Genomic DNA, 21669 nt, shown 5'->3' on the forward strand with positions numbered 1-21669 from the left:
GGTCGCTCATCTTGGCCACAAGGAAGTCATCCGTTCCAGGAAGCCTCACCATGTAATCCCCTTCAATCATTCCCGTGATCTGTCCGGCGCCTATCACGCGGCCATTCCTGAGTACGTAGACCCATGCTCCTTGGTCCATGTTTGACCTCTTCTCAACTTATTGGGCATGAAAAAATGACGTCATCTGCAATCTGTTGTGCATCGTACTTGAGTGCGTCTCTGAGCGCCTGCCGTAGTCGCTGGAACACTGGCCCCTCCCCTAGGTGGAAGTAAGGGGACACAGGGGCACAGAGACCCTGTGTCCGATACCCCTTACCTAGTGCTGCAACATCCCTGCCATACAGGTCTCCGCACACTCATCACAGACAGGCCCTACGTGCTGTGCCTTATGTGTCCCTGCCTTCACACCCCCATAGGGATGCAGAGTTCGGGGCTTGGGCTCATCATCGAAATGCCCAGCGTTCTCACAGTTGCACATGGCTAGACCAGCCCCTCCGGTACGCAAGGAAGATAGACACTGGAGAACTCAGCTTCCTTAGCCACCTCAGCATCCCATTCGGGTGTGTTCTCATCTGCATTGTCAGAGGCAATGTCCCCGTAGCACGCTTCATTCACTTCCTGGCGTGTCGATGCTTCAAGGTGCCAAGGCTCATCCCTGTACTTCTTAGCCTCTCGTGGCACATCTCTACAATCCCTGCCATGAATGCGCAGTGTGCCGTTGTCCGTGATGATGCTTACCCTGTAGTTGCCCATTCTCTCCCCTTTGGTGACTGCTGAAAAGCAGAAGAGAACCGCCCGACTCTCGCCGGGAAGCTCTCCCACGCTGTTCATCTCTCTGGAATCAATTCAGCATTCGCGATTGCCGGAATGCTGGTAAAGAACTGGCCGTACTCAGTGACCATTACTGCGTACATGCCAACGATACCGCTCGGGTCGCGGAACGCTTCATCAACGAGAACATCAATTTGCTGTGCGGCTGCATCGACCTGGAATCCCGATACGCCAGTGGCTTTTCCTTTGTATGGATTCGGACCGACACAAAGCCCGTTCCCATCGATAGCATAGGGTCGCGGAAGGGCCTGCAACTCCTCACCATGGGCCGTGATGTGATCGGTGTAGGCACTCGGTTGCAATTTCAGATACATACTCTCTCCCCCTTTAGTTCAGCCTGATACAGCAGTGATCTTTGCATGAAGGTCATACAGTGCCATGTCTGTGCCACTCATAGAGAGCTCAGCCTGTACCCTCCTACGCGCCGACATCATCGCTACCTCTTCAGAGCTTGCCTTTGCCCCAACGGGCATGGATCGCGGTTCTGTAAGGTCATCGTTCATAAAGTAGGTTACTACGACACGGTAATTCCTGTAAGTCTTCATTCCAGTAGACCCACTTCCATAGTTCTGTCTATGAGATTGTGCTGCGTAGCCAGGAGGGGACTCGCACCCCTCTAACTGCCTATCCTGGCCCACCTTGCTTACTGCTGTGCTCCTTTGGTCAGTGCCGACACTCACCTAGATAGACAGGCTCTCAAGCGCTTAGAAGTCCGCCCATGCCCCAGTGAGTATCAGTCACCAGTGGCACCGCGCCTTGGCCCTGCTGTGTTGAGCCTGCCTATCGTGGTCAATCTCGGTACTAGACCACAGGAGAGAAACCTGACTGCTATGTCAGGTACCGTTATCAGCTACCGGACTAGGTCCGGATTCTTTCCCCCTCTACAAGGCCCGGGGATCTCGGGCAGGGTTCGCATTCCTTGGGCAACCCATAGTTCCATGCCGCACAGCCATCCCGCTGCGGTTAGGTCTAGGTTCCCCTCCTGTGGCGTTCATGTGCCCTCTGCTCATCCTGTGAAGGGGAGTCAGTGAGAGCGTGCCCATGTGTCTGGCCCCATGGTGCCCATAGCCTTTACTGGCCTTAGCCGCTATGCGCTAGTGCTCAGATACTCACCTCTGGCTGGTGTTGGCTAAGTCCCTCACTGGCTCTCAGATGCTGTGTGGTTCGCGCTAGGTGGCTCAACACCTCATTGTGAGGGGGAGCGCTTCCTAGGCCACTAACAGCCCGCCTGTAAGTCTCGCCTTGATCTTTGGCGTCCACTATTGAGTTCTCAAGGAACAAAGGCTTCCTTGGCTTCCCCACTTCCCTAAGACTCTAGGTTGGTGGTTCCGTCTTCCGGGCCCTTGTCGGTGTTGCTTGTTCCGACATGGAGAACACTACTCGGTTCTGGCCTCTTCGCAACCCCAGTCCGCAGAGATCTTTCATTGATTCATTCATGCGGCGCCCCCACAGGGGCGCCCATAGGGCCCTAGAAGTCTATAGGAGCACGCGAGTACCACATAGCCCCTCTGTGTCAATATCCCAAACTAGGACACTTCTATAGCAGTGGGCATGGTATTGATCCACATAGCTTTACCTATGCATTACTAGTGCTTGCCCTATGCCATGCATGGCTGTGACTGTGCTGCACCCCTAGCTGTGACATGCCTGTTATCTGAGTGCATGCCAGCATGCAGCGCTAGGCGCCCACAGGCGCTCTCGCGGACCACCATGTGTGGTCTAGCTCACACCTACTCATAGGCTGGGCAGGCTTATAGCACGTGCATCCCTATGGTGTCCATAGCCATATAGAGCCCTATAGCTATGCACCTGAATATCCATATGAGTGTCTATCCCTATTCCCATTGGCATTCTCATGGCCTCTCGATAAGGCTCCCTGCCCTCCCCTAGGGCAATGCATGAATGAATGCATGGGCAATAGCAGGCAGGCGCGTATAGGTGTGTTCATTCATTCTTTCACGCATGTGTGTGCGCGTGCACGGGGGTAATGCCTTAGATATGTGTGTAAGGACCCACCGGGGGTGCCTTCCTTTAATCGTGTACGAGTTAATGAACTCTGTGTGCCTCTCTAACGCCCTGAGAGCCCTATGGACGCCCAGGAGGGCCAATAGGCTCTGAAAGTGCCTTAGAAGCCCGTACAGAGCCCTTCTAGCCACCAGGAGTCAGATCCGGCACCCTCCAGGCTCGGAAAGAATGAACTAATGAACCTGCACTGTGTGAGCTGAGCCACAATTTCTGTGGTTCCTGTCAAGAAAGAATGAATCTGACACCGACATCTATATTGTAGGCAGGGTTATATACCCTGCCACAGAGTGAGTGTTGCAGACCTATAGTGCCGCACACCCAAGGTGCGGCCTCTGAGTGTCTAGCCGCAAAGTAGAGTCTCCCTAAGAGGCTCCTGAATGAATGAATTAACAGCGCCCAGGCATATAAGAAGCCCCCTGCCATCAAGGCAGGGGGCGTTTCTTTGATTTCCAGCTAATGATTATTAAGCGTTAGCCTTTTCGTAGGCTTCCTTCAGCTCTGCTGCAACCCTGCCTCGCTCATTTACAGAATAGCCATTAGCTTTAGCCCAGGCTCGGACCTTTCCTGAGTATTCCCTGTCAGAGACAGCCTTCCTGGCCCTAGAAGGGCTACTGGGGGAAGCTCCCCGGGCCCTTCGTGCCCCCTTGGCCCCGAAGAACGGGGCCAATGCCTCCAAGAGCTTGTCATGGGAGTCAGGAGTGAGGTCAATCTCCACCCCGGCGCCATTGACCAGGACTGTGTACGTGTCGATCTCCTCAGACTCTTCGCCTGTGAGGTCATCAGTGAATGTGGTGACTACCTTCTGTGCCATGAGGTGGAGGATAGAGCATCACTAAGGCTTCTCGCGACACAGATCCGCAAAAAGCCCTGTCAATGACCGTAGGGGCAAGGCTTTCCTTCACGCGGGCAGGCCACCAAGGCTCTGGAAACGTAGCGGAGCTTCTTGGAGTAGTAGCCCCAGACCACGTCAGCACCTCGGCTGAGAGAGTCATCCACGTAGACCATGCGGGCATCGAGAGGAAACGACTCCTCGGAGGCGTATTGCTGCTCCTCGCCCCCTGTTCTCATCCACTGAGATGCTGCGGCTACTCCGGAGCTGGAGTTCTTGAAGGTCTTGGCTACATGCTGCTTCGGCTTCTTGAGCCAGTGGGACACCTCCAGGGGCGGTGTCGGCTGGCTTGGCTGGACTCTGATGTCATCAGCTGGTCGTTCGTGCCCTACCCAGGCGAACGCGTGCCAGTGCTCTGCAACATCCATCGGTGACCTCCCACATGAAAAAGCTGACCCCCAACGTACAGGGGTCAGCTCTACTTCACGGAACCTTCAGGGCACTTGATTAGTACGGGCGCCCGTCGTCGCCATCACCCGTGGGAGGGTTCGGCTTGCCACCATCGTCGTCGTCACCAGGGCCCATTGACAGGGCCTCCATCTGAAGTGCTTCCTTGAGCGTCAAGGCGTTTCCTCCCTAACTCTAAGCCAAGGACGATCCTTGGCCTGCCTTACAACCCGCCCCACTGCCATTGACACGGGGGAACAGTGGGGCGGGAGCCTATGAGAGGGGGCAGTTTTCACCCTCAAGTCCATCAAGAGTGGCGTTCACAGCGGCGGCGATTTCAAGTGCCTCTTCAGGCGTAACTCCGCCAATGGAGATCAGATAGCCCTTGCGCTTACAGCATTCACAGGGCCCTTTGAGGCTGGTGTCTGCGAAGTCAACCCCGGCCCTGCGGAATGCATTGACGAGTTCTGTGCCAGCATCCCTTGCCTCTTTCAGGCCCCCTACATCCCAGTAGTCAGACTGAATCTCAGGAAGTCTCACTGCCTACCCCACTTCGTTGGGGGCTTAGACCTGTGTCGAATAGGTCTATCTTCAGGGGTTTTGGACTTGGGCTGGGGAATGAACAGAACCCCAGACTTTTCGTCTCTAACAGCATCTGGTGGGATTACCACGGATGTCTTCCTCTCTTGTTTAGCTCCTGTACCAGGGGCCTCAGCCGCTCCATAGTCGGCGTGTGGGAGCGGTCGTCCTCTACTGGTGCTTTCTCGGTCTCGTCCGGCTCTTCAGGAATGTCTTCTCCCTGAAGGTCAGCAAGCAGGGCCCTCAACCTCAGCCTCATTTGGCTATCCATCACCACACCGCCTGTGAGGGTGCTGACCGATGATCCGGTTGTAGGCGTGGACCCCTTGGATACTGCCTCTGTCTCGTGCTGCCTCACGGCCCCTGGACGCTGCTACACAGACACGACAGCCTTCCATCGGAACAGGCTCCAGGGCAGGGTCACTGATGGTCAGATCTGTGGTCTCACTCATCTGGGACCAGTCTCCTCAGTCCCGCCTCAACTCTGCTCATTACAGGCCGAGTTGGTTCCGCGTACCCGTCACGGGGGAGCCAGTCAGGCGCCAACCTCCAGAGGCCACCAGCTTCTATTAGGGACTCCAACTGCTCTGCATCAGAGAGCTGGGTGGGGGGAGTGCTGGCCATCCGGCTTCCCTCTCTTGGGTGCGAACTCCGTTGTTGCGCTTACAGAGTTGCCCAAGTCCGGCTACCGTGGAAGGGATTCAGGGACCTACCTGGGGGTTGGTCGGCTAGGCATATGCAGAAGCCTCTGACCAGCACACTTAGCAAGGTCCAAAGTCGTGACCACACGACCGGTCAGGGGGAAATGGGATGTCGGAGCATGTCTCGGGTGACGCCGACCCCCGTAAGGCGTTCGCTGAGGAACTGAAGTCCGCGAGGGAGCTGTACCCTTCTGGCTCACTAACGCAGGAAGCGTTAGCGAGGCTGGTGAAGACCAGCAAGAGCACCATCAGCAGACTTGAATCAGGCAAGGGGCATATTCCCCCTGCGGTTGTGCCCTGGTTGGATCAAGTCTTCAGCACTGATGGGCTGTTCAAGAGATTGTACGAACAGTGCGTTGCTGCTGACTTCCCAGAGCTGTACCGCCGCAGGATGGAGCTAGAACGTGGTGCCGTACAGATTTGGGAATGGGCTCCCGCCATCATCCCCGGACTGCTTCAGACAGAGGAGTACGCCCGTGCGTTACTCCGTGCTGGACCATTCCGGGCAACAGAACAGGAGGTGTCATCTTCCGTTGCCAAACGACTAGCTAGGCAACAAATTTTCGCTGAAGCTAACCCGCCAGACGTACGGGTGGTGATGTGTGAATCCGTACTTGCCCGACGAGTACTACCCCGTGAGGCAATGCTGGAGCAGCTAGCGGCGCTTCTAACCTTCGGTGAGCAGCCAACTACCCGTATCCAGATCCTTCCGCTTGATGCAGAGGCACACCCCCTGATCGACAGTCCAGCATCAGTGCTCACGTCGCCAAGTCTGGTGAGCACGGTCTATGTTGAGACCTACCGTATGACTGGGATCATTGAGGACCCCGTGTACGTCAGGCCCGCGCAGCGGGCCTTTGAGAGCCTTCTGAGCGAGGCTCATCCGGCCCGTAAGAGCGCGGACCTAATCAGAGAGACTATGGAGAAGCTATGACCCTCTTGACGAACCAGGCCCCTTACCAGTGGGTCAAGTCCAGTTACAGCAACACCGATGGCGGCAACTGCCTGGAGTGGGCGCCTTCTGCGGCTGATGGCGGGCGCGTTCCTGTCCGTGACAGCAAGGTCCCTGCCGGACCTGTCCTGATGCTCCCTGACAGCGTCTGGGGGGTCTTCGTGGGCTTCGCCAAGGGCAGCCACATCTGAGCCTGAGAACGCACTGAACCCCCTGCCGAGAGGCAGGGGGTTCTCTGTCGTTACGGAAGAGCCACCCTTCTAGTCCTACAAGGCCCCGCAGGAGGGCTGTCTTGCCTTGGGAGTACGACGGGTCGGGTGGGTCCGTCCAAGGCCCTCAGGTAGGCCATCAGAGACTCCCTGTCCACTGGGGAGAGGCTTCTCGTGGACTCCGCTAACTCCCTGGCGGTTTCCGCAGGTGAGGGACCGCTCCTCATGGTCGGCCACGCTGCTCAGCAGCTCGCTTCTCGTCTTGGGAGTTGATGTAGTTGTAGACGGTGAAGCGGCTGACCCCGAGGGCACCCGCCACCGTCTCCACGCCATGGCGTACGGAGAAGGCGCCGCGCGCCTCCAGTATCCGTACCACTGCCTGTTTCGTCTTGCGGTCCAGTTCCGAGAGCGGCACCCCGTGCCGGCGCTCCAGCGCCGCCAGGATGTGGTCGAGGGAGTCCGAGAGCTGCGGCAGCCGCACGGCCAGGACGTCCACCCCCTCCCAGGCGAGCACGACGTCGTCCTCCCGCGCCTGGTCCGGTACGAGGATCTCGGCCCCCATGGCGTCGGCCAGCGGCTTCACCGCCGCGACGAGTGGGTGGTCTCCCGGCTCGGTCACTTCTGGTCCTCCCCGTCCTGCCCGATCACGTTCACCTGGAGGGAGACCCGGGTGGCGCCCGCGCCCAGCGCCCGGCGGAGCAGCGCGTCAACCGCGGTCAGCACCGCGTCGGACGCGCCCTCGGCGGTGTTGCCGAACGGTCCGACGTCCACCGCGTCCAGCTCGGCAGCCTGGATGACCTCCCGGGCGACCACCGCATGGGGCGGCGCATCGTCCAGATCAAAGGGCTCCGTCGTGAATTCCACTCTCAATCGCACGCGCACAACCTACTGCGCGAGGGACGAAAAAAGGCAGGCCCACTTGACAGCTCAGCAGGGCGACAGGCAATCTTCCATCAAGTAGAAAGTAACTTCCGCAATACGGAAGGAGCGCCGAACGCCTTATGGGCTACACGGACCAGCGCTTCGATGTGAACCTCTCGATCCTCTTCACGGAACTCCCGCTTCTGGAGCGTCCCGCGGCCGCCGCCGCGGCCGGATTCAGCGCGGTCGAGCTGTGGTGGCCCTGGATCGAGACCCCCACCCCTCCGCAGGCCGAGCTCGACGCCCTCAAAAAGGCACTCGACGACGCCGGCACCCAGCTGGTGGGTCTCAACTTCTACGCCGGCCGGCTCCCCGGCCCGGACCGGGGCGCGCTCTCCGTTCCCGGCCAGGAGTCCGACCGCTTCCGCGCCAACATCGACATCGCGGCGGACTTCGCCGCGTCGGTCGGCTGCAAGGCGCTCAACGCGCTGTACGGCAACCGGGTCGAAGGCGTGGACCCGGCGGTCCAGGACGAGCTGGCCCTGGAGAACCTCACGGTAGCGGCCCGCGCCGCCGACCGGGTGGGCGCGATCCTGCTCATCGAGGCGCTCAACAAGCCGGAGTCGCCGCTCTGCCCGCTGGTGAGCGCTCCGGCGGCGATCGACGTGGTCAACAAGGTCAACGCCCTGACCGGGCTCGGGAACGCGAAGTTCCTGCTCGACCTGTACCACCTGTCGATGAACGGCGAGGACCTCAACGAGGTCATCGACACCTACGCCGCACAGACCGGCCATGTGCAGATCGCGGACAACCCCGGCCGCGGCGCGCCCGGCACGGGTTCGCTGCCGCTGGAGGACCTGCTCGACCGGCTGACCAAGGCCGGCTACGACGGCTGGGTCGGCCTGGAGTACAAGCCGGGCGGCCGGCCGAGCACCGACGCCTTCGGCTGGCTCCCCAACTGACCATCTCCACCCGCGTGTTGAAAGAGGACCCCCGCATGAGCAATCTCCCCAAGGTCGCATGGATCGGCCTCGGCATCATGGGCTCGCCGATGTCCGAGAACCTGATCAAGGCCGGCTACTCGGTGACCGGCTACACCCTGGAGCCGGACAAGCTGGACCGGCTGGCCGCCGCAGGCGGCACCGCCGTGTCCTCGATCGCCGAAGCGGTGCGCGACGCCGACGTGGTGATCACCATGGTCCCCGCGTCGCCGCATGTCGAGGCCATCGCGTACGGTCCTGACGGCATCCTGGAGAACGCCAAGGCGGGCGCGCTGCTGATCGACATGTCATCGATCACCCCGCAGACCTCGGTCGACCTGGGCAAGGCCGGTGGCGAGAAGGGCCTGCGCGTCCTGGACGCCCCGGTCTCCGGCGGCGAAGCCGGTGCCATCGAGGCCGTACTCTCGATCATGGTCGGCGGCGAGCAGGCCGACTTCGACGCCGCCAAGCCGATCCTGGACGCGCTGGGCAAGACCATCGTGCTCTGCGGTCCGCACGGTTCGGGCCAGACGGTGAAGGCCGCCAACCAGCTGATCGTCGCCGTCAACATCCAGGCGTGCGCCGAGGCCGTGGTCTTCCTGGAGAAGTCCGGTGTGAACCTCAGCGCGGCCCTCGACGTCCTCAACGGCGGGCTGGCCGGTTCGACCGTCCTGACGCGCAAGAAGGACAACTTCCTGAACCGGGACTTCAAGCCCGGCTTCCGGATCGACCTGCACCACAAGGACATGGGCATCGTCACCGACGCCGCCCGCAACGTCGGCGCCGCGCTGCCCGTCGGCGCAGTCGTCGCCCAGCTGGTCGCCTCGCTGCGCGCCCAGGGTGACGGCGGCCTCGACCACTCCGCACTGCTGCGCTCGGTCGAGCGGCTGTCCGGCCAGCAGGCCTGACACCCGCCTCCCTTCCGGGGCTCCGTCCGGCCCCTTCCGAACTCCGGTCCGCGGCAGTGCTGACACCTGTCCTGTCGCGCCCAGGCGCTGCCGCGGTCCGGTCTCCTCACCTCAATTTCAACAAACTGTTGACGTAGCGTTCGCAGCGTATTTACGCTCCTCAAGCCGTCAGCAGCCCCAGTACGGAAGGTCCACGATGTCGAAGCGCGTGCTTACGACCGAGTCAGGCGCCCCGGTCGCCGACAACCAGAACTCTGCCACCGCCGGCGTCGGCGGTCCGATCCTCATCCAGGACCAGCACCTGCTGGAGAAGCTGGCCCGGTTCAACCGTGAGCGCATTCCGGAGCGTGTCGTCCACGCCCGCGGCTCCGGCGCGTACGGCTACTTCGAGGTGACCGACGACGTCACCGGCTTCACCCGCGCCGACTTCCTCTCCGCCGTGGGCAAGCGCACCGAGACATTCATCCGCTTCTCCACCGTGGCCGACTCGCTGGGTGGCCGGGACGCGGTCCGCGACCCGCGCGGCTTCGCGCTGAAGTTCTACACCGACGAGGGCAATTACGACCTCGTCGGCAACAACACCCCGGTGTTCTTCATCAAGGACCCCATCAAGTTCCCCGACTTCATCCACTCCCAGAAGCGTGACCCGTTCACGGGAAAGCAGGAGCAGAACAACGTCTGGGACTTCTGGGCACACTCCCCCGAGGCGACCCACCAGGTGACCTGGCTGATGGGCGACCGCGGCATCCCCGCCTCGTACCGGCACATGAACGGCTACGGCTCGCACACCTACCAGTGGACGAACGCGCAGGGCGAGGCCTTCTTCGTCAAGTACCACTTCAAGACGAACCAGGGCGTCCGCAGCCTCTCCGCCGACCAGGCCAACGAACTGGTGGGCAAGGACTCCGACAGCCACCAGACCGACCTGCTCCAGGCGATCGAGCGGGGCGTCAACCCGTCCTGGACGCTGCACGTCCAGATCATGCCGGCGGCCGAGGCGGCCGACTACCGCTTCAACCCGTTCGACGTCACCAAGGTGTGGCCGCACAGCGACTACCCGCTGCAGCGCGTCGGCCGGCTGGTCCTCGACCGCAACCCGGACAACGTCTTCGCCGAGGTCGAGCAGGCCGCGTTCTCGCCGAACAACTTCGTGCCCGGCATCGGGCCCTCGCCGGACAAGATGCTCCAGGGCCGTCTCTTCGCCTACGCCGACGCGCAGCGTTACCGCCTGGGCATCAACCACACGCAGCTGCCGGTCAACGCGCCGCGCAAGGCGACCGCCGACAACTACGGCCGGGACGGCGCCATGGCGACCTGCTACGGCTCGCGCCACGACAAGAACTACGAGCCGAACTCCCACGCGGGCCCGGCCCAGACGGACGCACCCCTGGCCGCCCCGCTGCCCGTGACCGGCTGGACCGGAGCGCAGGGCGCCGCCGAGCACGTGAAGGACGACCACTTCTTCCAGGCGGGCGAGCTCTACCGGCTCATGTCCGACGACGAGAAGTCGCGCCTGATCGCCAACATCGCGAGCGGCCTCTCGCAGGTCACCCTCGACGAGGTCATCGAGAAGAACCTCGCGCACTTCCACGCTGCCGACACGGAGTACGGCAAGCGCGTCGAGGAAGCGGTCCGCGCCCTGCGCGAGGACTGAGCGAACCGATAGACGGCGCAGGTGACTTGACGGGAGGTCAGGTCACCGGCGCGGTCCGGGCCACCGTCCCGATGAGGGGTGGCCGGCGGCCCGGACAAGCCTGCGGACCGCGGCGGAGCGACGATGCCAGTGCGGTGGTCAAGGCTCCCCGGCGCTCTCCTGATGTGAAGGAGAGGGGCGGGAGGGCCGATCGCACTCCGCCGCGGTCCCCTGCTGCCCCACAGCGGGAACCTCCCCACAGCCGCACCGTTCAGAGCACCACCCCAATGCCCCGCCCGGCGGCACGAATGTCCTGTCGCGCCCAGCCTCGTACCGTCGGGCGGTATCCAGCACCACGAGCCGGAGTGCGGAACAGGGTCCACGATCCCTTGTTCCGCACTCCTTTTCGTGTGCCCCAGGCTCGGACCGGACTCATCCACGCCCCTCGACCAGGCCGGACTCCCAGGCCCAGGCGGCGATCTCCACGCGGTTGCGGGCGGACAGTTTGATCTGCACGTTTGCGAGATGGGTCTTCACCGTGCCCACCGAGATGGACAGTCCGGCGGCGATCTCGGCGTTGGTCAGCCCTCTGGCCACCAGACGTACCAGGTCCGTCTCCCGCGCGGAGAGCGCGGTGTGCGGCTCCCGTACGACGGGCACGGCGCTGTTGAGGCGCCGCAGCAGCCGGACGGTGATGGCCGGGCTCACCAGTGCCTCGCCCGATGCGGCCGCCCGGATGGCCTCGACCAGCAGGGCAGGCCCGGAGTCCTTGATCAGGAATCCGGATGCGCCTTCGCTCAGGGCGCGCTGGACGTACTCGTCGTCGTCGAACGTCGTGACCACGACGACCTTCGGCGGATCCACCGTGCCGGGGCGCGTCAGTCTGCGCAGCGCCTCCAGCCCGTCCATGCGGGGCATCCGGATGTCCATGAGCACCACGTCGGGCCGGTGGCGTCCGGCGAGTTCCACGGCGTGCACCCCGTCCGTGGCCTCCGCGACGACGTCGATGTCGTCCTCCGCTGCGAGAATCATCGCGAACCCGGCACGGACCATGGCCTGGTCGTCGGCGATCAGTACCCGGATCGTCACGAGGCCGCCTCCCCTGCCGTGGCCACCGGCAGCGTCGCCTCGACGCCCCAGCCGCCGCCCGTCACCGGGCCCGCCTGGACGCTTCCGCCGATCAGGCCCACCCGCTCGTCCAGGCCCTTCAGCCCGAAGCCGCCCTGCGAGACATGGCGCGGCCGTCCGTCGTCGCTGACCCGTACGGTGAGCCGGTCTCCCGAGCGGCCCACGCGCACCCGCACCTCGGTGCATCCGTGGGCGTGTTTGCGTACGTTGGTGAGGGCCTCCATCACCACCCGGTGTGCGGTGGTGGTCACCTCGACCGGCAGGTCGTCGAAGGTACCGTCCAGATCGAGCCGGGCCCGGGCACCACCGACGGCCGAGAACTCCTCGACCAGCGAACGCACTTCGCCGATGCCCGCCAGCGGCGTCAGTGTCACTTCCCCGTCGGCGTCCCGCAGCATCCCCACCATGTGCCGCATGGAGGTCAGCGCCTCCGAGCCGGCCTGCTCGATCCGCTGCAGCGCGGGCGGCACCAGTTCGGGCCGCCGGCCCGCGATCGCCTGGGCTCCCTGTGCCTGTACGACGATGCCGGTCACATGATGGGCGACGAAGTCGTGCAGGTCCCTGGCGAACTCCGTGCGCTGCTCCAGCCGGAGAGCCGCCGCCTGCCGCCGCCGGTCCACCAGAAGCAGCCGCGTCCCGAGGCCGGTGCCCAACGCGGTGACCGCTGCCAGGGCGAAGAGCAGCGCCATGATGGTGGTGGACTGCCGCACATCGACCGACACCGGCCGCACCACGACGGCCAGGAACAGTACGGGGACGGCCGCCGCCGCCCACGACGGCATACCGCGCCGGGCGACGACCAGCAGGAGCCACACCAGCGACGCCGGTTCCGCGAATCCCATCGCCTGTGAGGCAGCCACCATTTCCACGTGCAGCAGGACCGAGAGGCACAGCGACACGACCGCGAGGGCGCAGGCGGCCATCGGCAGCGCCCGGGCGCCGAGCCGGGGCGACACAACGACGAGAGCGACGGCGAGCAGGGCGCCGATCGGCTTGGCGGGGCCGTATCCCTCGGTCCAGTAGAAACCGCCCACGCAGTCCAGCGCCACGAGGGCGGCCAGGGCCCCGACCAACAGCAGCCACACCGTGACAGGCAGTAGCTGCGAACGCCCTGTCCCTGTGGCCGCGCTGCTCGCCGCCTCCCCTCTCTCCCCCGCCGACCGGCCGAAAGTCTGAGCCGGCCGCGCAGGATCTGTCTTTCGCCGGATCCCCTGAGGGACGCGGCCGAGGAGAGTTGTTCCCGCCGGGCGGCGTTCGCCATTCATCACCCGACGAGCATGTCATGACCACGGCCGACGTCGCCCCGGTGGCCGCCCCTCCACACTCACAGGAGCCACACCATATGGACCAGGCAGAGATGCACCAGGGAAGCGGAACGGGGTTCACGCGCCCCGTCGGCGAGCCGGCGTTCGAGGCCCATGGGCTCGGCAAGCAGTACCGGCGCGGCTGGGCGTTGCGGGACGTTTCCTTCCGGCTGCCGGCCGGGCGGGTGTGCGGCCTCGTCGGCCCCAACGGCGCAGGTAAGAGCACCCTGATGGGTCTGGCGACCAACATGATCCGGCCGACGACCGGCGCCCTGCGGGTGTTCGGCGCGGCGCCGGGGTCGATGGAGGCGGTTCTGCGAACGGCGTTCCTGACGCAGGAGAAGCCGCTGTTCCGGCGCTTCACCGTCGCCGAGACCCTGCGGCTGGGCCGAGAGCTCAACCCCCGCTGGGACCAGGGGGTCGCCGAGGGGATCGTCCGCGCGGGCCAGGTACCGCTGGGAGCGAAGATCGGAACACTGTCCGGCGGTCAGCGCACCCGCGTCGCCTTCGCCCTGGCTTTCGGAAAGCGCCCTGATCTGCTCATCCTCGACGAGCCGATGTCCGATCTGGACCCGCTGGTCCGCCGCGAGCTCATGGCCACACTGACGGCGGAGGCCGCCGAACACGGCACAACGGTGCTGGTGTCATCGCACATGCTCGCCGAGCTGGAGTACGTCTGCGACTACCTCCTCGTCATCGCGGACGGCGGGCTGCGTCTCGCGGGCGAGGTGGACGAACTGCGCGCCGCACACGCCCTGTTCACCTTTCCTGGAGACGGCTCGTCCCCAGTCGTCACACCGCACCACGTCATTGGGTCGCACAGCATCGGGGACCACAGCATCCAGACCCACAGCTTCGGGTCGCACGGCGGCGACGGCAGGCCGGGCGTCCTGGTGCGGCTCGGCGGGCCGATCGAGTACCGCGGGCAGGCCGAGCCGCCCACCCTGGAAGAACTCCTGCTCGCCTATCTGCGTTCACCCGACGCGCCTGCGCTGATCACCCCCAGCGCCCGGGTCGGCGACATCCACGACATCATCACCCGCGACCCGAAGAAGGCTGTGACCGCATGACCACGCTCACCCGTAACCCGGCCCGCCCGGCGCCCGAGGGGCGCCCGAGGAACGGACGGAGCTCGGAGGCCCGCCCCCGGCTCGGCGGTACGGTCTGGCTCGTCTGGCGCCAGCACCGCGCCGCGTTCTGGACCCTCATCGCTCTCACCGCCCTCTGCGTGCTCGTCATGGTCTGGCTGCGCGGGCAGATGATGGACTACCTGGGCAGCTACGACTCGACCCCGCACAAGTCCGACAGCCTGCCGGCCGATTTCGAGAAGTACGCCGACCGTATGTTCAGCGTCGGGAGCTACCTGGGCTACATCCCCGTCCTGGCGGGGGTCCTCCTCGGTGCTCCGCTCATCGCGGGAGACCTGGAGTCCGGCACCGCGAAGCTGGTGACCTCGCAGTCCGTCAGCCGGCTGCGGTGGCTCACCACGAAGCTCGCCATGCCCGCCGCTCTGATCGCGCTCTCCACCACCGTGCTCGCCGCCGTCTTCACCTGGTGGTGGAGCCCGGTCCAGGGGCGTTCAGCCGCCCTGGCCTGGACCTCCTTCTTCGACGTCACGGGGGTCACGCCGGTGGCCTACGCCCTGCTCACGTTCACCGTGGGCGTGGCGGTCGGAATGCTCCTGCGCCGCACGCTGGTGTCGATGGTGGTCACACTCGGCATCGTCGTGGCGATCGGGGTCGTCTGGGACCGGTTCCGGCTGAGCCTGGGGCACATCATGTCGGTCAGCACCCACAAGGGCATTGGTCCCGGCGCCGCGCTTCCGACGCTGCCCGCCCAGGCGGAACAGCAGGGCCAGGGCACCTACTTCCTCACCCGCTCCGGAAGCCGTCTGGACTGGACCACCTGCCTCGATCGCTCGGGCGACGACAAGGCGCACACCGCCTGCCTGGAGTCCAAGCACGTCATCGGCTACTCCATGGACTACCTCCCCGTCTCCCAGATGCACACGATGCAGTGGCTCGGAGCCGGCATCATGCTCGCCGTCACCGCCGCCGTTGTCGCCTTCGTCATCCTCTGGGGCCGCAAGCGGCTTCTGTGACCACCGCCGTCCCGGGGCGCCGGAACACGCAAAGGGCGGGCCGCCGTTGCCGGCGACCCGCCCTTTCCGGTGCGATGGTCAGGAAGTGATCAGCGGGAGGATCGCGGTCGGGGCGTGGCCCGGCTCGGTCGCGATGTCCTCGAACTCGTTGACGCCGGCGAGGTCGGTGCCGCTCATCGAGATGTTGGTGACCCGCTCCAGGATCGCCTCGACGACGACCGGGACGCGGTACTGCGCGGCCAGCTTCTTGGCCTCCTCGAAGGCGGGCAGCAGCTGGTCGGGCTCGGTGACCCGGATCGCCTTGCAGCCCAGCCCCTCGGCGACCTTGACGTGGTCCACGCCGTACACGCCGAGCTCGGGAGAGTTGATGTTCTCGAACTCCAGGTTGACCTGGAAGTCGATGTCGAAGTTGCGCTGCGCCTGGCGGATGAGGCCCAGGTAGGCGTTGTTCACCAGGACATGGACGTACGGGATGTTGTGCTGCGCGCCGACGGCCAGCTCTTCCAGCATGAACTGGAAGTCGTAGTCCCCGGAGAGCGCGACGACCGTCGCACCGGGGTCGGCGGTGGCGACACCCAGCGCGGCCGGGATCGTCCAGCCGAGCGGGCCGGCCTGGCCGCAGTTGATCCAGTGGCGCGGCTTGTAGACGTGCAGCATCTGCGCGCCGGCGATCTGGGAGAGGCCGATGGTGGTGACGTAACGGGTGTCGGGGCCGAACGCGCGGTTCATCTCCTCGTACACACGCTGCGGCTTGATCGGCACGTTGTCGAAGTGCGTACGGCGCTGGAGCCTGGCCTTGCGGTCCTGGGCCGAGGCGGCCCACTCCTTGCGGTCCGGCAGCTTGCCCGCGGCCTTCAGCTCACGCGCGACCTCGACGAACAGCTCAAGGGCGGCCTTGGCGTCGGACGCGATCCCGAAGTCGGGGGCGAAGATCTTGCCCAGCTGGGTGGGCTCGATGTCGACGTGGACGAACTTGCGGCCCTTGGTGTACGTGTCGAGCTTGCCCGTGTGGCGGTTGGCCCAGCGATTGCCGATGCCGAGGACGAAGTCCGACTCCATGAACGTGGCGTTGCCGTAGCGGTGCGAGGTCTGGAGACCGACCATGCCCGCGTTCAGCTCGTGGTCGTCGGCGAGGATGCCCCAGCCCATCAGGGTCGGGATGACCGGCGTACCGGTCAGCTCGGCGAACTCCACCAGCAGCTCGGAGGCGTCAGCGTTGATGATGCCGCCGCCCGCGACGATCAGCGGCCGCTCCGACTCGTTGAGGAGCGTGATCGCCTTCTCGATCTGGGCGCGGGACGCGACCGGCTTGTAGACCGGCAGCGGGGTGTACGTCTCCGGGTCGAACTCGATCTCGGTGAGCTGCACGTCGATCGGCAGGTCGATGAGGACCGGTCCCGGGCGGCCCGAGCGCATCAGGTGGAACGCCTGCTGGAAGACGCCGGGGACCTGCGCGGCCTCCATGACGGTGGTCGCCGCCTTGGTGACCGGCTTGGCGATCGAGGCGATGTCGACGGCCTGGAAGTCCTCCTTCTGCATCACGGCGGTCGGAGCCTGGCCGGTGATGCAGAGGATCGGGATGGAGTCACCGGTGGCGGAGTAGAGGCCGGTGATCATGTCGGTGCCCGCGGGGCCCGACGTACCGATGCAGACGCCGATGTTGCCGGGGTGGGTACGGGTGTATCCCTCTGCCATGTGCGAGGCACCCTCGACGTGGCGGGCGAGCGTGTGCCGCACGCCGCCGGCGGCCTTGAGGGCCGCGTAGAAGGGGTTGATCGCCGCGCCCGGCACGCCGAACGCGTTGCTGACGCCCTCGCGCTTGAGAATCTCGACTGCCGCTCGGGCAGCGGTCATACGAGGCATTGAATACTCCTGCTCGCCAGTCGGAGTGGGCCTCCTGTCGCGCCAACCTGAGATCGCCCAATTCCGTATTACGGAAGTTCATTTCTGCTATACGGAAGCAATGTAAGAGGTGGCTGTACCTGCCGTCAAGGGAAGAGGGACGGACATGGGTCACCTGTGCGAAGTACGCCCCCGGGCCGGGCCGCTTGGTGGACGATGACCCCATGGGAGAAGGCGCGGGAGAGGGAGCGGGGACGGGTGCCGGAAGAGGCGCGGGCGAGCGGGCTACGAGCGCGGTCGTGCGCTGCCCGGTCTGCCTGGAGGAACACGCCTATCTGGCGACGGTCCTGCCCTGCGCCTGCGGCGCTCCGCTCGCCCCGCCGCTGCTGACGGACACGCCGCCGGTGCCGATCACGCGCCGGAGCTGGTCGGACGAGTGGGTCGCGGTCCGCTGCGCCGCGTGCGGCCGGCAGAGCGAGTGGCCGCGCCCCGAGATCGGCTGCTCCTGCGGTACGGTCCTGCGGCTGGCGGTTCGCCCGGTGACGACTCCCCCGGCGGCCCCGGACACGGCGGCACCGGGCACGGCGGTCCCGGACACGGCGGCTGAGGACGCGGCCGCTCCACGCGCGGCCGCCGCGCCCCGGCCCGTCTTCCGTCCCATGGCGATCCGCACCGCGGGCGACGTGGTGTCGGCGGCGGCGCGCTATCTGGAGTGGCTTGGCTTCCGGGGCATCGTGCAGCCGGAGCGGCGGCCCGCCTCCGGGATCGATCTGCACGGCCCCGGCCTGATCGCCACGGTCGAGGCCACCACCCGGCCCGCGGTTCTGCGGGACATAGAGTGCCTGTGGCTGCACGGGATGAGTTCAGCGTCGGCGTGCGTCTTCTTCTCCCTCTCGGGGTACACCGCCGACGCGCGCACCCGGGCCGACGACCTGGCCGTGCCGCTCTTCGCGCTGGATCTCACCGGCGCCCCGCAGCCGGTCAACCGACCGGCCGACGAACTGGTCAGCACGGGCGCGGCACAGACCTAGGACCTCTCCGGCCCTAGCCGTACAGGTTGCGCAGCTCCACCTTCCTGACCTTGCCGCTGACCGTCATCGGGAAGGCCTCCAGGATCCGCAGCCCGCGCGGGATCTTGTAGTGGGCCAGCCGGTCGCGGCAGAACTCCCGGATCCCGTCCAGCGTCGGCGGGTCGGCCGGATCCCGTGGGATGACACAGGCCAGCACCTCTTCGCCGTACCGCTCGTCCGGTACACCGATCACCTGGACGTCGGCGATCTTGGGGTGCCCGTAGAGGAACTCCTCGATCTCACGCGGATAGACGTTCTCGCCGCCCCGGATGATCATGTCCTTGATCCGGCCGACGATCTGCACGTAGCCGTCCTCGCGGATGACGGCCAGATCCCCGGTGTGCATCCAGCGGCCCGCGTCGATCACCTCGGCGGTCCGCTGCGGCTCCTCCCAGTAGCCGAGCATCACGCTGTAGCCGCGGGTGCACAGCTCGCCCGGCTCACCGCGCTCCACCGTGATCCCGGTCGCCGGGTCGACGACCTTCACCTCCAGGTGCGGCAGGACCCGACCCGCCGTCCCGGTCCGGCGCTGCAGATCGTCGTCACGGCGGGTCTGCGTGGACACCGGCGAGGTCTCCGTCATCCCGTAGCAGATCGACACCTCGGCCATATGCATCTCGGCCACGACCCGCTTCATCACCTCGGCCGGGCAGGGCGAACCCGCCATGATCCCGGTACGCAGCGAGCTCAGGTCGTACGCCGCGAAGTCCGGGTGGTTCAGCTCCGCGATGAACATCGTGGGCACCCCGTAGAGCGAGGTGCAACGCTCCTGCTCGACCGCGCGCAGGGTCGCCCCGGGGTCGAAGGAGGGCGCCGGGATGACGACGCAGGCGCCGTGCGACGTGGCCGCCAGGTTGCCCATGACCATGCCGAAACAGTGGTAGAAGGGCACCGGCAGACAGATCCGGTCCTGCTCCGTGTAGCCCACCAACTCACCTACGAAGAAGCCGTTGTTGAGGATGTTGTGGTGGGAGAGGGTGGCGCCCTTCGGGAACCCGGTGGTGCCCGAGGTGTACTGGATGTTGATCGGGTCGTCGCAGGACAGGGCCGCGTCGAGCTCCACCGGCCGGGCGGCGGCGGTCAGTTCGTCCCAGCTCGGCTCACCGATGTAGTGGACGGACCGCAGCTCCGGGCAGCTGCCGCGCACCTCGCCGACCAGTGCCCGGTAGTCGGTGCCCTTGTGCTCGGTCGAGGCGACCAGTACCGAGACCCCGGACTGCCGCAGCACGAACTCCAGCTCGTGCGCCCGGTACGCCGGGTTGATGTTGACCATGATCGCGCCGATCCGCGCGGTGGCGTACTGCACGAGCACCCACTCCGGGCAGTTGACCGCCCAGATCCCCACCCGGTCGCCCTTGCCGACCCCGCTGCCGATGAGCCCCCGGGCCAGCTCGTCCACCGCGGCGCCGAACCGGGCGTACGTCCACCGCCGCCCGGACGGCACATCGACAAGCGCCTCACGGCCGGGGAACGCCGCGACCGCGCGGTCCAGATTCGCGCAGATCGTGTCGCCCAGGAGCGGCGTCGTACCGGTGCCGTGCGTGTACGAGAGGGTCATCGCAGCTCGCCCTCGTCGTACTCGGCGGTGGAGCCCTCAGCGGTCGCCCGGCGCAGTTCGATCCTGCGGATCTTCCCGGACACCGTCTTGGGCAGCTCGGCGAACTCGATCCGCCGGATCCGCTTGTACGGGGCGAGCACCGCGCGTGAGTGCGCGAAGAGCAGCTTCGCCGTGTCGGGGCCGGGTTCCCAGCCCTCCGCCAGGGCCACGTACGCCTTCGGTACGGCGAGCCGCAGCGGGTCGGGGGCCGGCACGACCGCGGCCTCCGCCACCGCCTCGTGCTCCAGGAGCGCGCTCTCCAGCTCGAACGGCGAGATCTTGTAGTCCGACGCCTTGAAGACGTCGTCGGAGCGGCCGATGTAGGTGATGTAGCCGTCCGCGTCCCGCGAGCCGATGTCGCCGGTGCGGTAGAAGCCGCCGGCCATCGCCTCGGCCGTGCGCTCCGGGTCGCCGTGGTACCCGGTCATCAGTCCGACGGGCCGGGCGGAGAGGTCCAGGCAGATCTCGCCCTCGCTGACCCCCGGCTGCCCGGTGACCGGGTCGAGCAGTTCGACCTTGTAGCCGGGCGTCGGGCGGCCCATGGAGCCTGCCTTGAGGAGCTGGCCGGGGCTGTTGGCCACCTGGACGGCTGTCTCCGTCTGCCCGAAGCCGTCCCGGATCGTCGTACCCCAGGCGCGCCGTACGGCCTCGATGACCTCGGGGTTCAGCGGCTCGCCCGCCGCGGCGACCTCGCGCGGTGGTGTGCGCAGCCGGGTGAGGTCTGCCTGGATCAGCATCCGCCAGACGGTCGGCGGCGCGCAGAAGGACGTCACCCCCACCCGGTCCATCTCGGCCATCAGCCGCGCCGGGTCGAAGCGCGTGTAGTTGTGGATGAAGACCGTCGCCTCGGCGTTCCAGGGCGCGAACAGGTTCGACCAGGCGTGCTTGGCCCATCCGGGTGAGGAGATGTTGAGGTGGACGTCGCCGGGGCGCAGACCGATCCAGTACATCGTCGCCAGGTGGCCGACCGGGTATGAGGTGTGAGTGTGCTCCACCAGCTTGGGCCGGGCGGTCGTCCCCGAGGTGAAGTACAGCATCAGCGGATCGCCGGCGCCGGTGACGCCGTCGGGCTCGAATCCGGCGGGCGCGGCGGCCGCGTCCCCGTACGACAGCCAGCCGTCCGGGGTGCCCGCGCCGACCGCGATCCGGGTGTAATCACCCGCCACATCGGCGAACTTGGCCGTGTCCTCGGTCCGTACGAGCACATGGCGGGCGCCCCCGCGGTCGACCCGGTCGCGCAGATCTTCCGGCCCGAGCAGTGGAGTTGCCGGGATGACGACGGCGCGGAGCTTCATCGCGGCGAGCGCGGTCTCCCACAGTTCCTGCTGGTTGCCGAGCACGACCAGGAGGCGGTCGCCGGCCCGGACGCCCTGCGCCCGGAGCCAGTTGGCCGCCCGGTCGGACCGCCCGGCCATCTCCGCGTACGAGACCTTGGTCTCGGTGCCGTCCTCCTCGACGATGTGCAGCGCGGTCCGCTCGTTGCCGCGGGCGATGGTGTCGAACCAGTCGAGCGCCCAGTTGAAATGCTCGGGGCGCGGCCAGCTGAAGCCCTCGTAGGCCGTGCGGTACTCCGTACGGTGGCGCAGCAGGAAGTCCCGTGCGGCCCGGAACTCCTCCGTCGCGTTGTTCGACACCATGTGTCCTCCTCATTGCGGACTGCTGCCCAGCATCG

At 65.7% G+C, this 21669-nt stretch carries 19 protein-coding genes; 8 read left to right on the top strand and 11 right to left on the bottom strand.

What is annotated here, in order from left to right; all coding sequences use genetic code 11:
- Positions 1-480: 480 nt before the first annotated feature.
- From OG452_RS05425 to OG452_RS05440, 4 genes are all read right to left on the bottom strand, one after another.
- Positions 481-822, bottom strand: a complete 342-nt coding sequence (locus OG452_RS05425) for a hypothetical protein (RefSeq protein ID WP_327294473.1) — start codon at positions 820-822, stop codon at positions 481-483.
- A gap of 5 nt (positions 823-827) precedes the next feature.
- Positions 828-1145: a hypothetical protein gene (locus OG452_RS05430; protein ID WP_327294474.1), complete on the bottom strand. Its 318-nt coding sequence runs from the start codon at positions 1143-1145 to the stop codon at positions 828-830.
- 2174 nt (positions 1146-3319) lie between these two features.
- Positions 3320-3667: a histone-like nucleoid-structuring protein Lsr2 gene (locus OG452_RS05435; protein ID WP_327294475.1), complete on the bottom strand. Its 348-nt coding sequence runs from the start codon at positions 3665-3667 to the stop codon at positions 3320-3322.
- 59 nt (positions 3668-3726) lie between these two features.
- Entirely contained in the window at positions 3727-4113 is a 387-nt protein-coding gene (locus OG452_RS05440; RefSeq protein WP_327294476.1) for a hypothetical protein, read from the bottom strand.
- A 1408-nt stretch (positions 4114-5521) separates the two neighbouring features.
- On the opposite strand from OG452_RS05440, the gene OG452_RS05445 reads away from it, so the two are divergent.
- Positions 5522-6346 carry a helix-turn-helix domain-containing protein gene (locus OG452_RS05445; RefSeq protein ID WP_327294477.1) on the top strand — a complete coding sequence of 275 codons (825 nt, stop codon included), beginning with the start codon at positions 5522-5524 and terminating at the stop codon, positions 6344-6346.
- Positions 6343-6555 carry a DUF397 domain-containing protein gene (locus OG452_RS05450; protein WP_327294478.1) on the top strand — a complete coding sequence of 71 codons (213 nt, stop codon included), beginning with the start codon at positions 6343-6345 and terminating at the stop codon, positions 6553-6555. The genes OG452_RS05445 and OG452_RS05450 overlap by 4 nt, the downstream gene beginning before the upstream one ends.
- Positions 6556-6796: 241 nt before the next feature.
- On the opposite strand, the gene OG452_RS05455 is transcribed toward OG452_RS05450, so the two are convergent.
- Positions 6797-7192 (bottom strand): helix-turn-helix domain-containing protein, encoded by a 396-nt coding sequence (locus tag OG452_RS05455; RefSeq protein WP_327294479.1) that lies wholly within the window; start codon positions 7190-7192, stop codon positions 6797-6799.
- Positions 7189-7449, bottom strand: coding sequence for a hypothetical protein (locus OG452_RS05460; RefSeq protein WP_327294480.1), 261 nt, complete (start codon positions 7447-7449; stop codon positions 7189-7191). The genes OG452_RS05455 and OG452_RS05460 overlap by 4 nt, the downstream gene beginning before the upstream one ends.
- Before the next feature lie 125 nt (positions 7450-7574).
- Here OG452_RS05460 and OG452_RS05465 point away from each other — a divergent pair, with 125 nt between their 5' ends.
- From OG452_RS05465 to OG452_RS05475, 3 genes are all read left to right on the top strand, one after another.
- On the top strand, positions 7575-8396 hold the full coding sequence (locus OG452_RS05465) for a TIM barrel protein (protein WP_327294481.1): 822 nt from the start codon (positions 7575-7577) through the stop codon (positions 8394-8396).
- Positions 8397-8431: 35 nt separating this feature from the next.
- Positions 8432-9322, top strand: a complete 891-nt coding sequence (locus OG452_RS05470) for a 2-hydroxy-3-oxopropionate reductase (RefSeq protein WP_327294482.1) — start codon at positions 8432-8434, stop codon at positions 9320-9322.
- A gap of 196 nt (positions 9323-9518) precedes the next feature.
- A complete protein-coding gene (locus OG452_RS05475; RefSeq protein WP_327294483.1) occupies positions 9519-10976 on the top strand; it encodes a catalase in 1458 nt (485 codons plus the stop codon).
- Positions 10977-11387: 411 nt separating this feature from the next.
- Here the strand turns inward: OG452_RS05475 and OG452_RS05480 are convergent, their stop codons facing one another.
- Both OG452_RS05480 and OG452_RS05485 read right to left on the bottom strand, forming a co-directional pair.
- Positions 11388-12044: a response regulator transcription factor gene (locus OG452_RS05480; RefSeq protein WP_327294484.1), complete on the bottom strand. Its 657-nt coding sequence runs from the start codon at positions 12042-12044 to the stop codon at positions 11388-11390.
- Entirely contained in the window at positions 12041-13168 is a 1128-nt protein-coding gene (locus OG452_RS05485) for a sensor histidine kinase (protein WP_327294485.1), read from the bottom strand. The genes OG452_RS05480 and OG452_RS05485 overlap by 4 nt, the downstream gene beginning before the upstream one ends.
- Positions 13169-13440: 272 nt before the next feature.
- Between OG452_RS05485 and OG452_RS05490 the strand changes: the two genes are divergently transcribed.
- Positions 13441-14457 (top strand): ABC transporter ATP-binding protein, encoded by a 1017-nt coding sequence (locus OG452_RS05490; RefSeq protein ID WP_327299514.1) that lies wholly within the window; start codon positions 13441-13443, stop codon positions 14455-14457.
- The gene (locus tag OG452_RS05495; protein WP_327294486.1) at positions 14454-15488 is read left to right on the top strand and encodes an ABC transporter permease subunit; all 1035 of its coding nucleotides are present in this window, start codon (positions 14454-14456) and stop codon (positions 15486-15488) included. The genes OG452_RS05490 and OG452_RS05495 overlap by 4 nt, the downstream gene beginning before the upstream one ends.
- Positions 15489-15566: 78 nt before the next feature.
- On the opposite strand, the gene gcl is transcribed toward OG452_RS05495, so the two are convergent.
- Positions 15567-17351, bottom strand: coding sequence for a glyoxylate carboligase (gene gcl, locus OG452_RS05500; RefSeq protein ID WP_327294487.1), 1785 nt, complete (start codon positions 17349-17351; stop codon positions 15567-15569).
- A gap of 203 nt (positions 17352-17554) precedes the next feature.
- Between gcl and OG452_RS05505 the strand changes: the two genes are divergently transcribed.
- Positions 17555-18361, top strand: a complete 807-nt coding sequence (locus OG452_RS05505) for a hypothetical protein (protein WP_327294488.1) — start codon at positions 17555-17557, stop codon at positions 18359-18361.
- 13 nt (positions 18362-18374) lie between these two features.
- On the opposite strand, the gene OG452_RS05510 is transcribed toward OG452_RS05505, so the two are convergent.
- Positions 18375-19958, bottom strand: coding sequence for an AMP-binding protein (locus OG452_RS05510; RefSeq protein WP_327294489.1), 1584 nt, complete (start codon positions 19956-19958; stop codon positions 18375-18377).
- A complete protein-coding gene (locus OG452_RS05515; RefSeq protein ID WP_327294490.1) occupies positions 19955-21634 on the bottom strand; it encodes an AMP-binding protein in 1680 nt (559 codons plus the stop codon). Before OG452_RS05515 ends, OG452_RS05510 begins: the two co-directional genes overlap by 4 nt.
- Positions 21635-21669 lie beyond the last annotated feature (35 nt).

It is taken from the genome of Streptomyces sp. NBC_01197, assembly GCF_036010505.1.
Taxonomy (GTDB): Bacteria; Actinomycetota; Actinomycetes; order Streptomycetales; family Streptomycetaceae; genus Streptomyces.

What these genes read in the sequence shown, in the direction of transcription:
- OG452_RS05430 (WP_327294474.1), bottom strand. Translation starts at nt 1,145, where the DNA reads ATGTATCTGAAATTGCAACCGAGTGCCTACACCGATCACATCACGGCC.
- OG452_RS05435 (WP_327294475.1), bottom strand. Translation starts at nt 3,667, where the DNA reads ATGGCACAGAAGGTAGTCACCACATTCACTGATGACCTCACAGGCGAA.
- OG452_RS05440 (WP_327294476.1), bottom strand. Translation starts at nt 4,113, where the DNA reads ATGGATGTTGCAGAGCACTGGCACGCGTTCGCCTGGGTAGGGCACGAA.
- OG452_RS05445 (WP_327294477.1), top strand. Translation starts at nt 5,522, where the DNA reads ATGTCGGAGCATGTCTCGGGTGACGCCGACCCCCGTAAGGCGTTCGCT.
- OG452_RS05450 (WP_327294478.1), top strand. Translation starts at nt 6,343, where the DNA reads ATGACCCTCTTGACGAACCAGGCCCCTTACCAGTGGGTCAAGTCCAGT.
- OG452_RS05465 (WP_327294481.1), top strand. Translation starts at nt 7,575, where the DNA reads ATGGGCTACACGGACCAGCGCTTCGATGTGAACCTCTCGATCCTCTTC.
- OG452_RS05470 (WP_327294482.1), top strand. Translation starts at nt 8,432, where the DNA reads ATGAGCAATCTCCCCAAGGTCGCATGGATCGGCCTCGGCATCATGGGC.
- OG452_RS05475 (WP_327294483.1), top strand. Translation starts at nt 9,519, where the DNA reads ATGTCGAAGCGCGTGCTTACGACCGAGTCAGGCGCCCCGGTCGCCGAC.
- OG452_RS05490 (WP_327299514.1), top strand. Translation starts at nt 13,441, where the DNA reads ATGCACCAGGGAAGCGGAACGGGGTTCACGCGCCCCGTCGGCGAGCCG.
- OG452_RS05495 (WP_327294486.1), top strand. Translation starts at nt 14,454, where the DNA reads ATGACCACGCTCACCCGTAACCCGGCCCGCCCGGCGCCCGAGGGGCGC.
- gcl (WP_327294487.1), bottom strand. Translation starts at nt 17,351, where the DNA reads ATGCCTCGTATGACCGCTGCCCGAGCGGCAGTCGAGATTCTCAAGCGC.
- OG452_RS05505 (WP_327294488.1), top strand. Translation starts at nt 17,555, where the DNA reads ATGGGAGAAGGCGCGGGAGAGGGAGCGGGGACGGGTGCCGGAAGAGGC.
- OG452_RS05510 (WP_327294489.1), bottom strand. Translation starts at nt 19,958, where the DNA reads ATGACCCTCTCGTACACGCACGGCACCGGTACGACGCCGCTCCTGGGC.
- OG452_RS05515 (WP_327294490.1), bottom strand. Translation starts at nt 21,634, where the DNA reads ATGGTGTCGAACAACGCGACGGAGGAGTTCCGGGCCGCACGGGACTTC.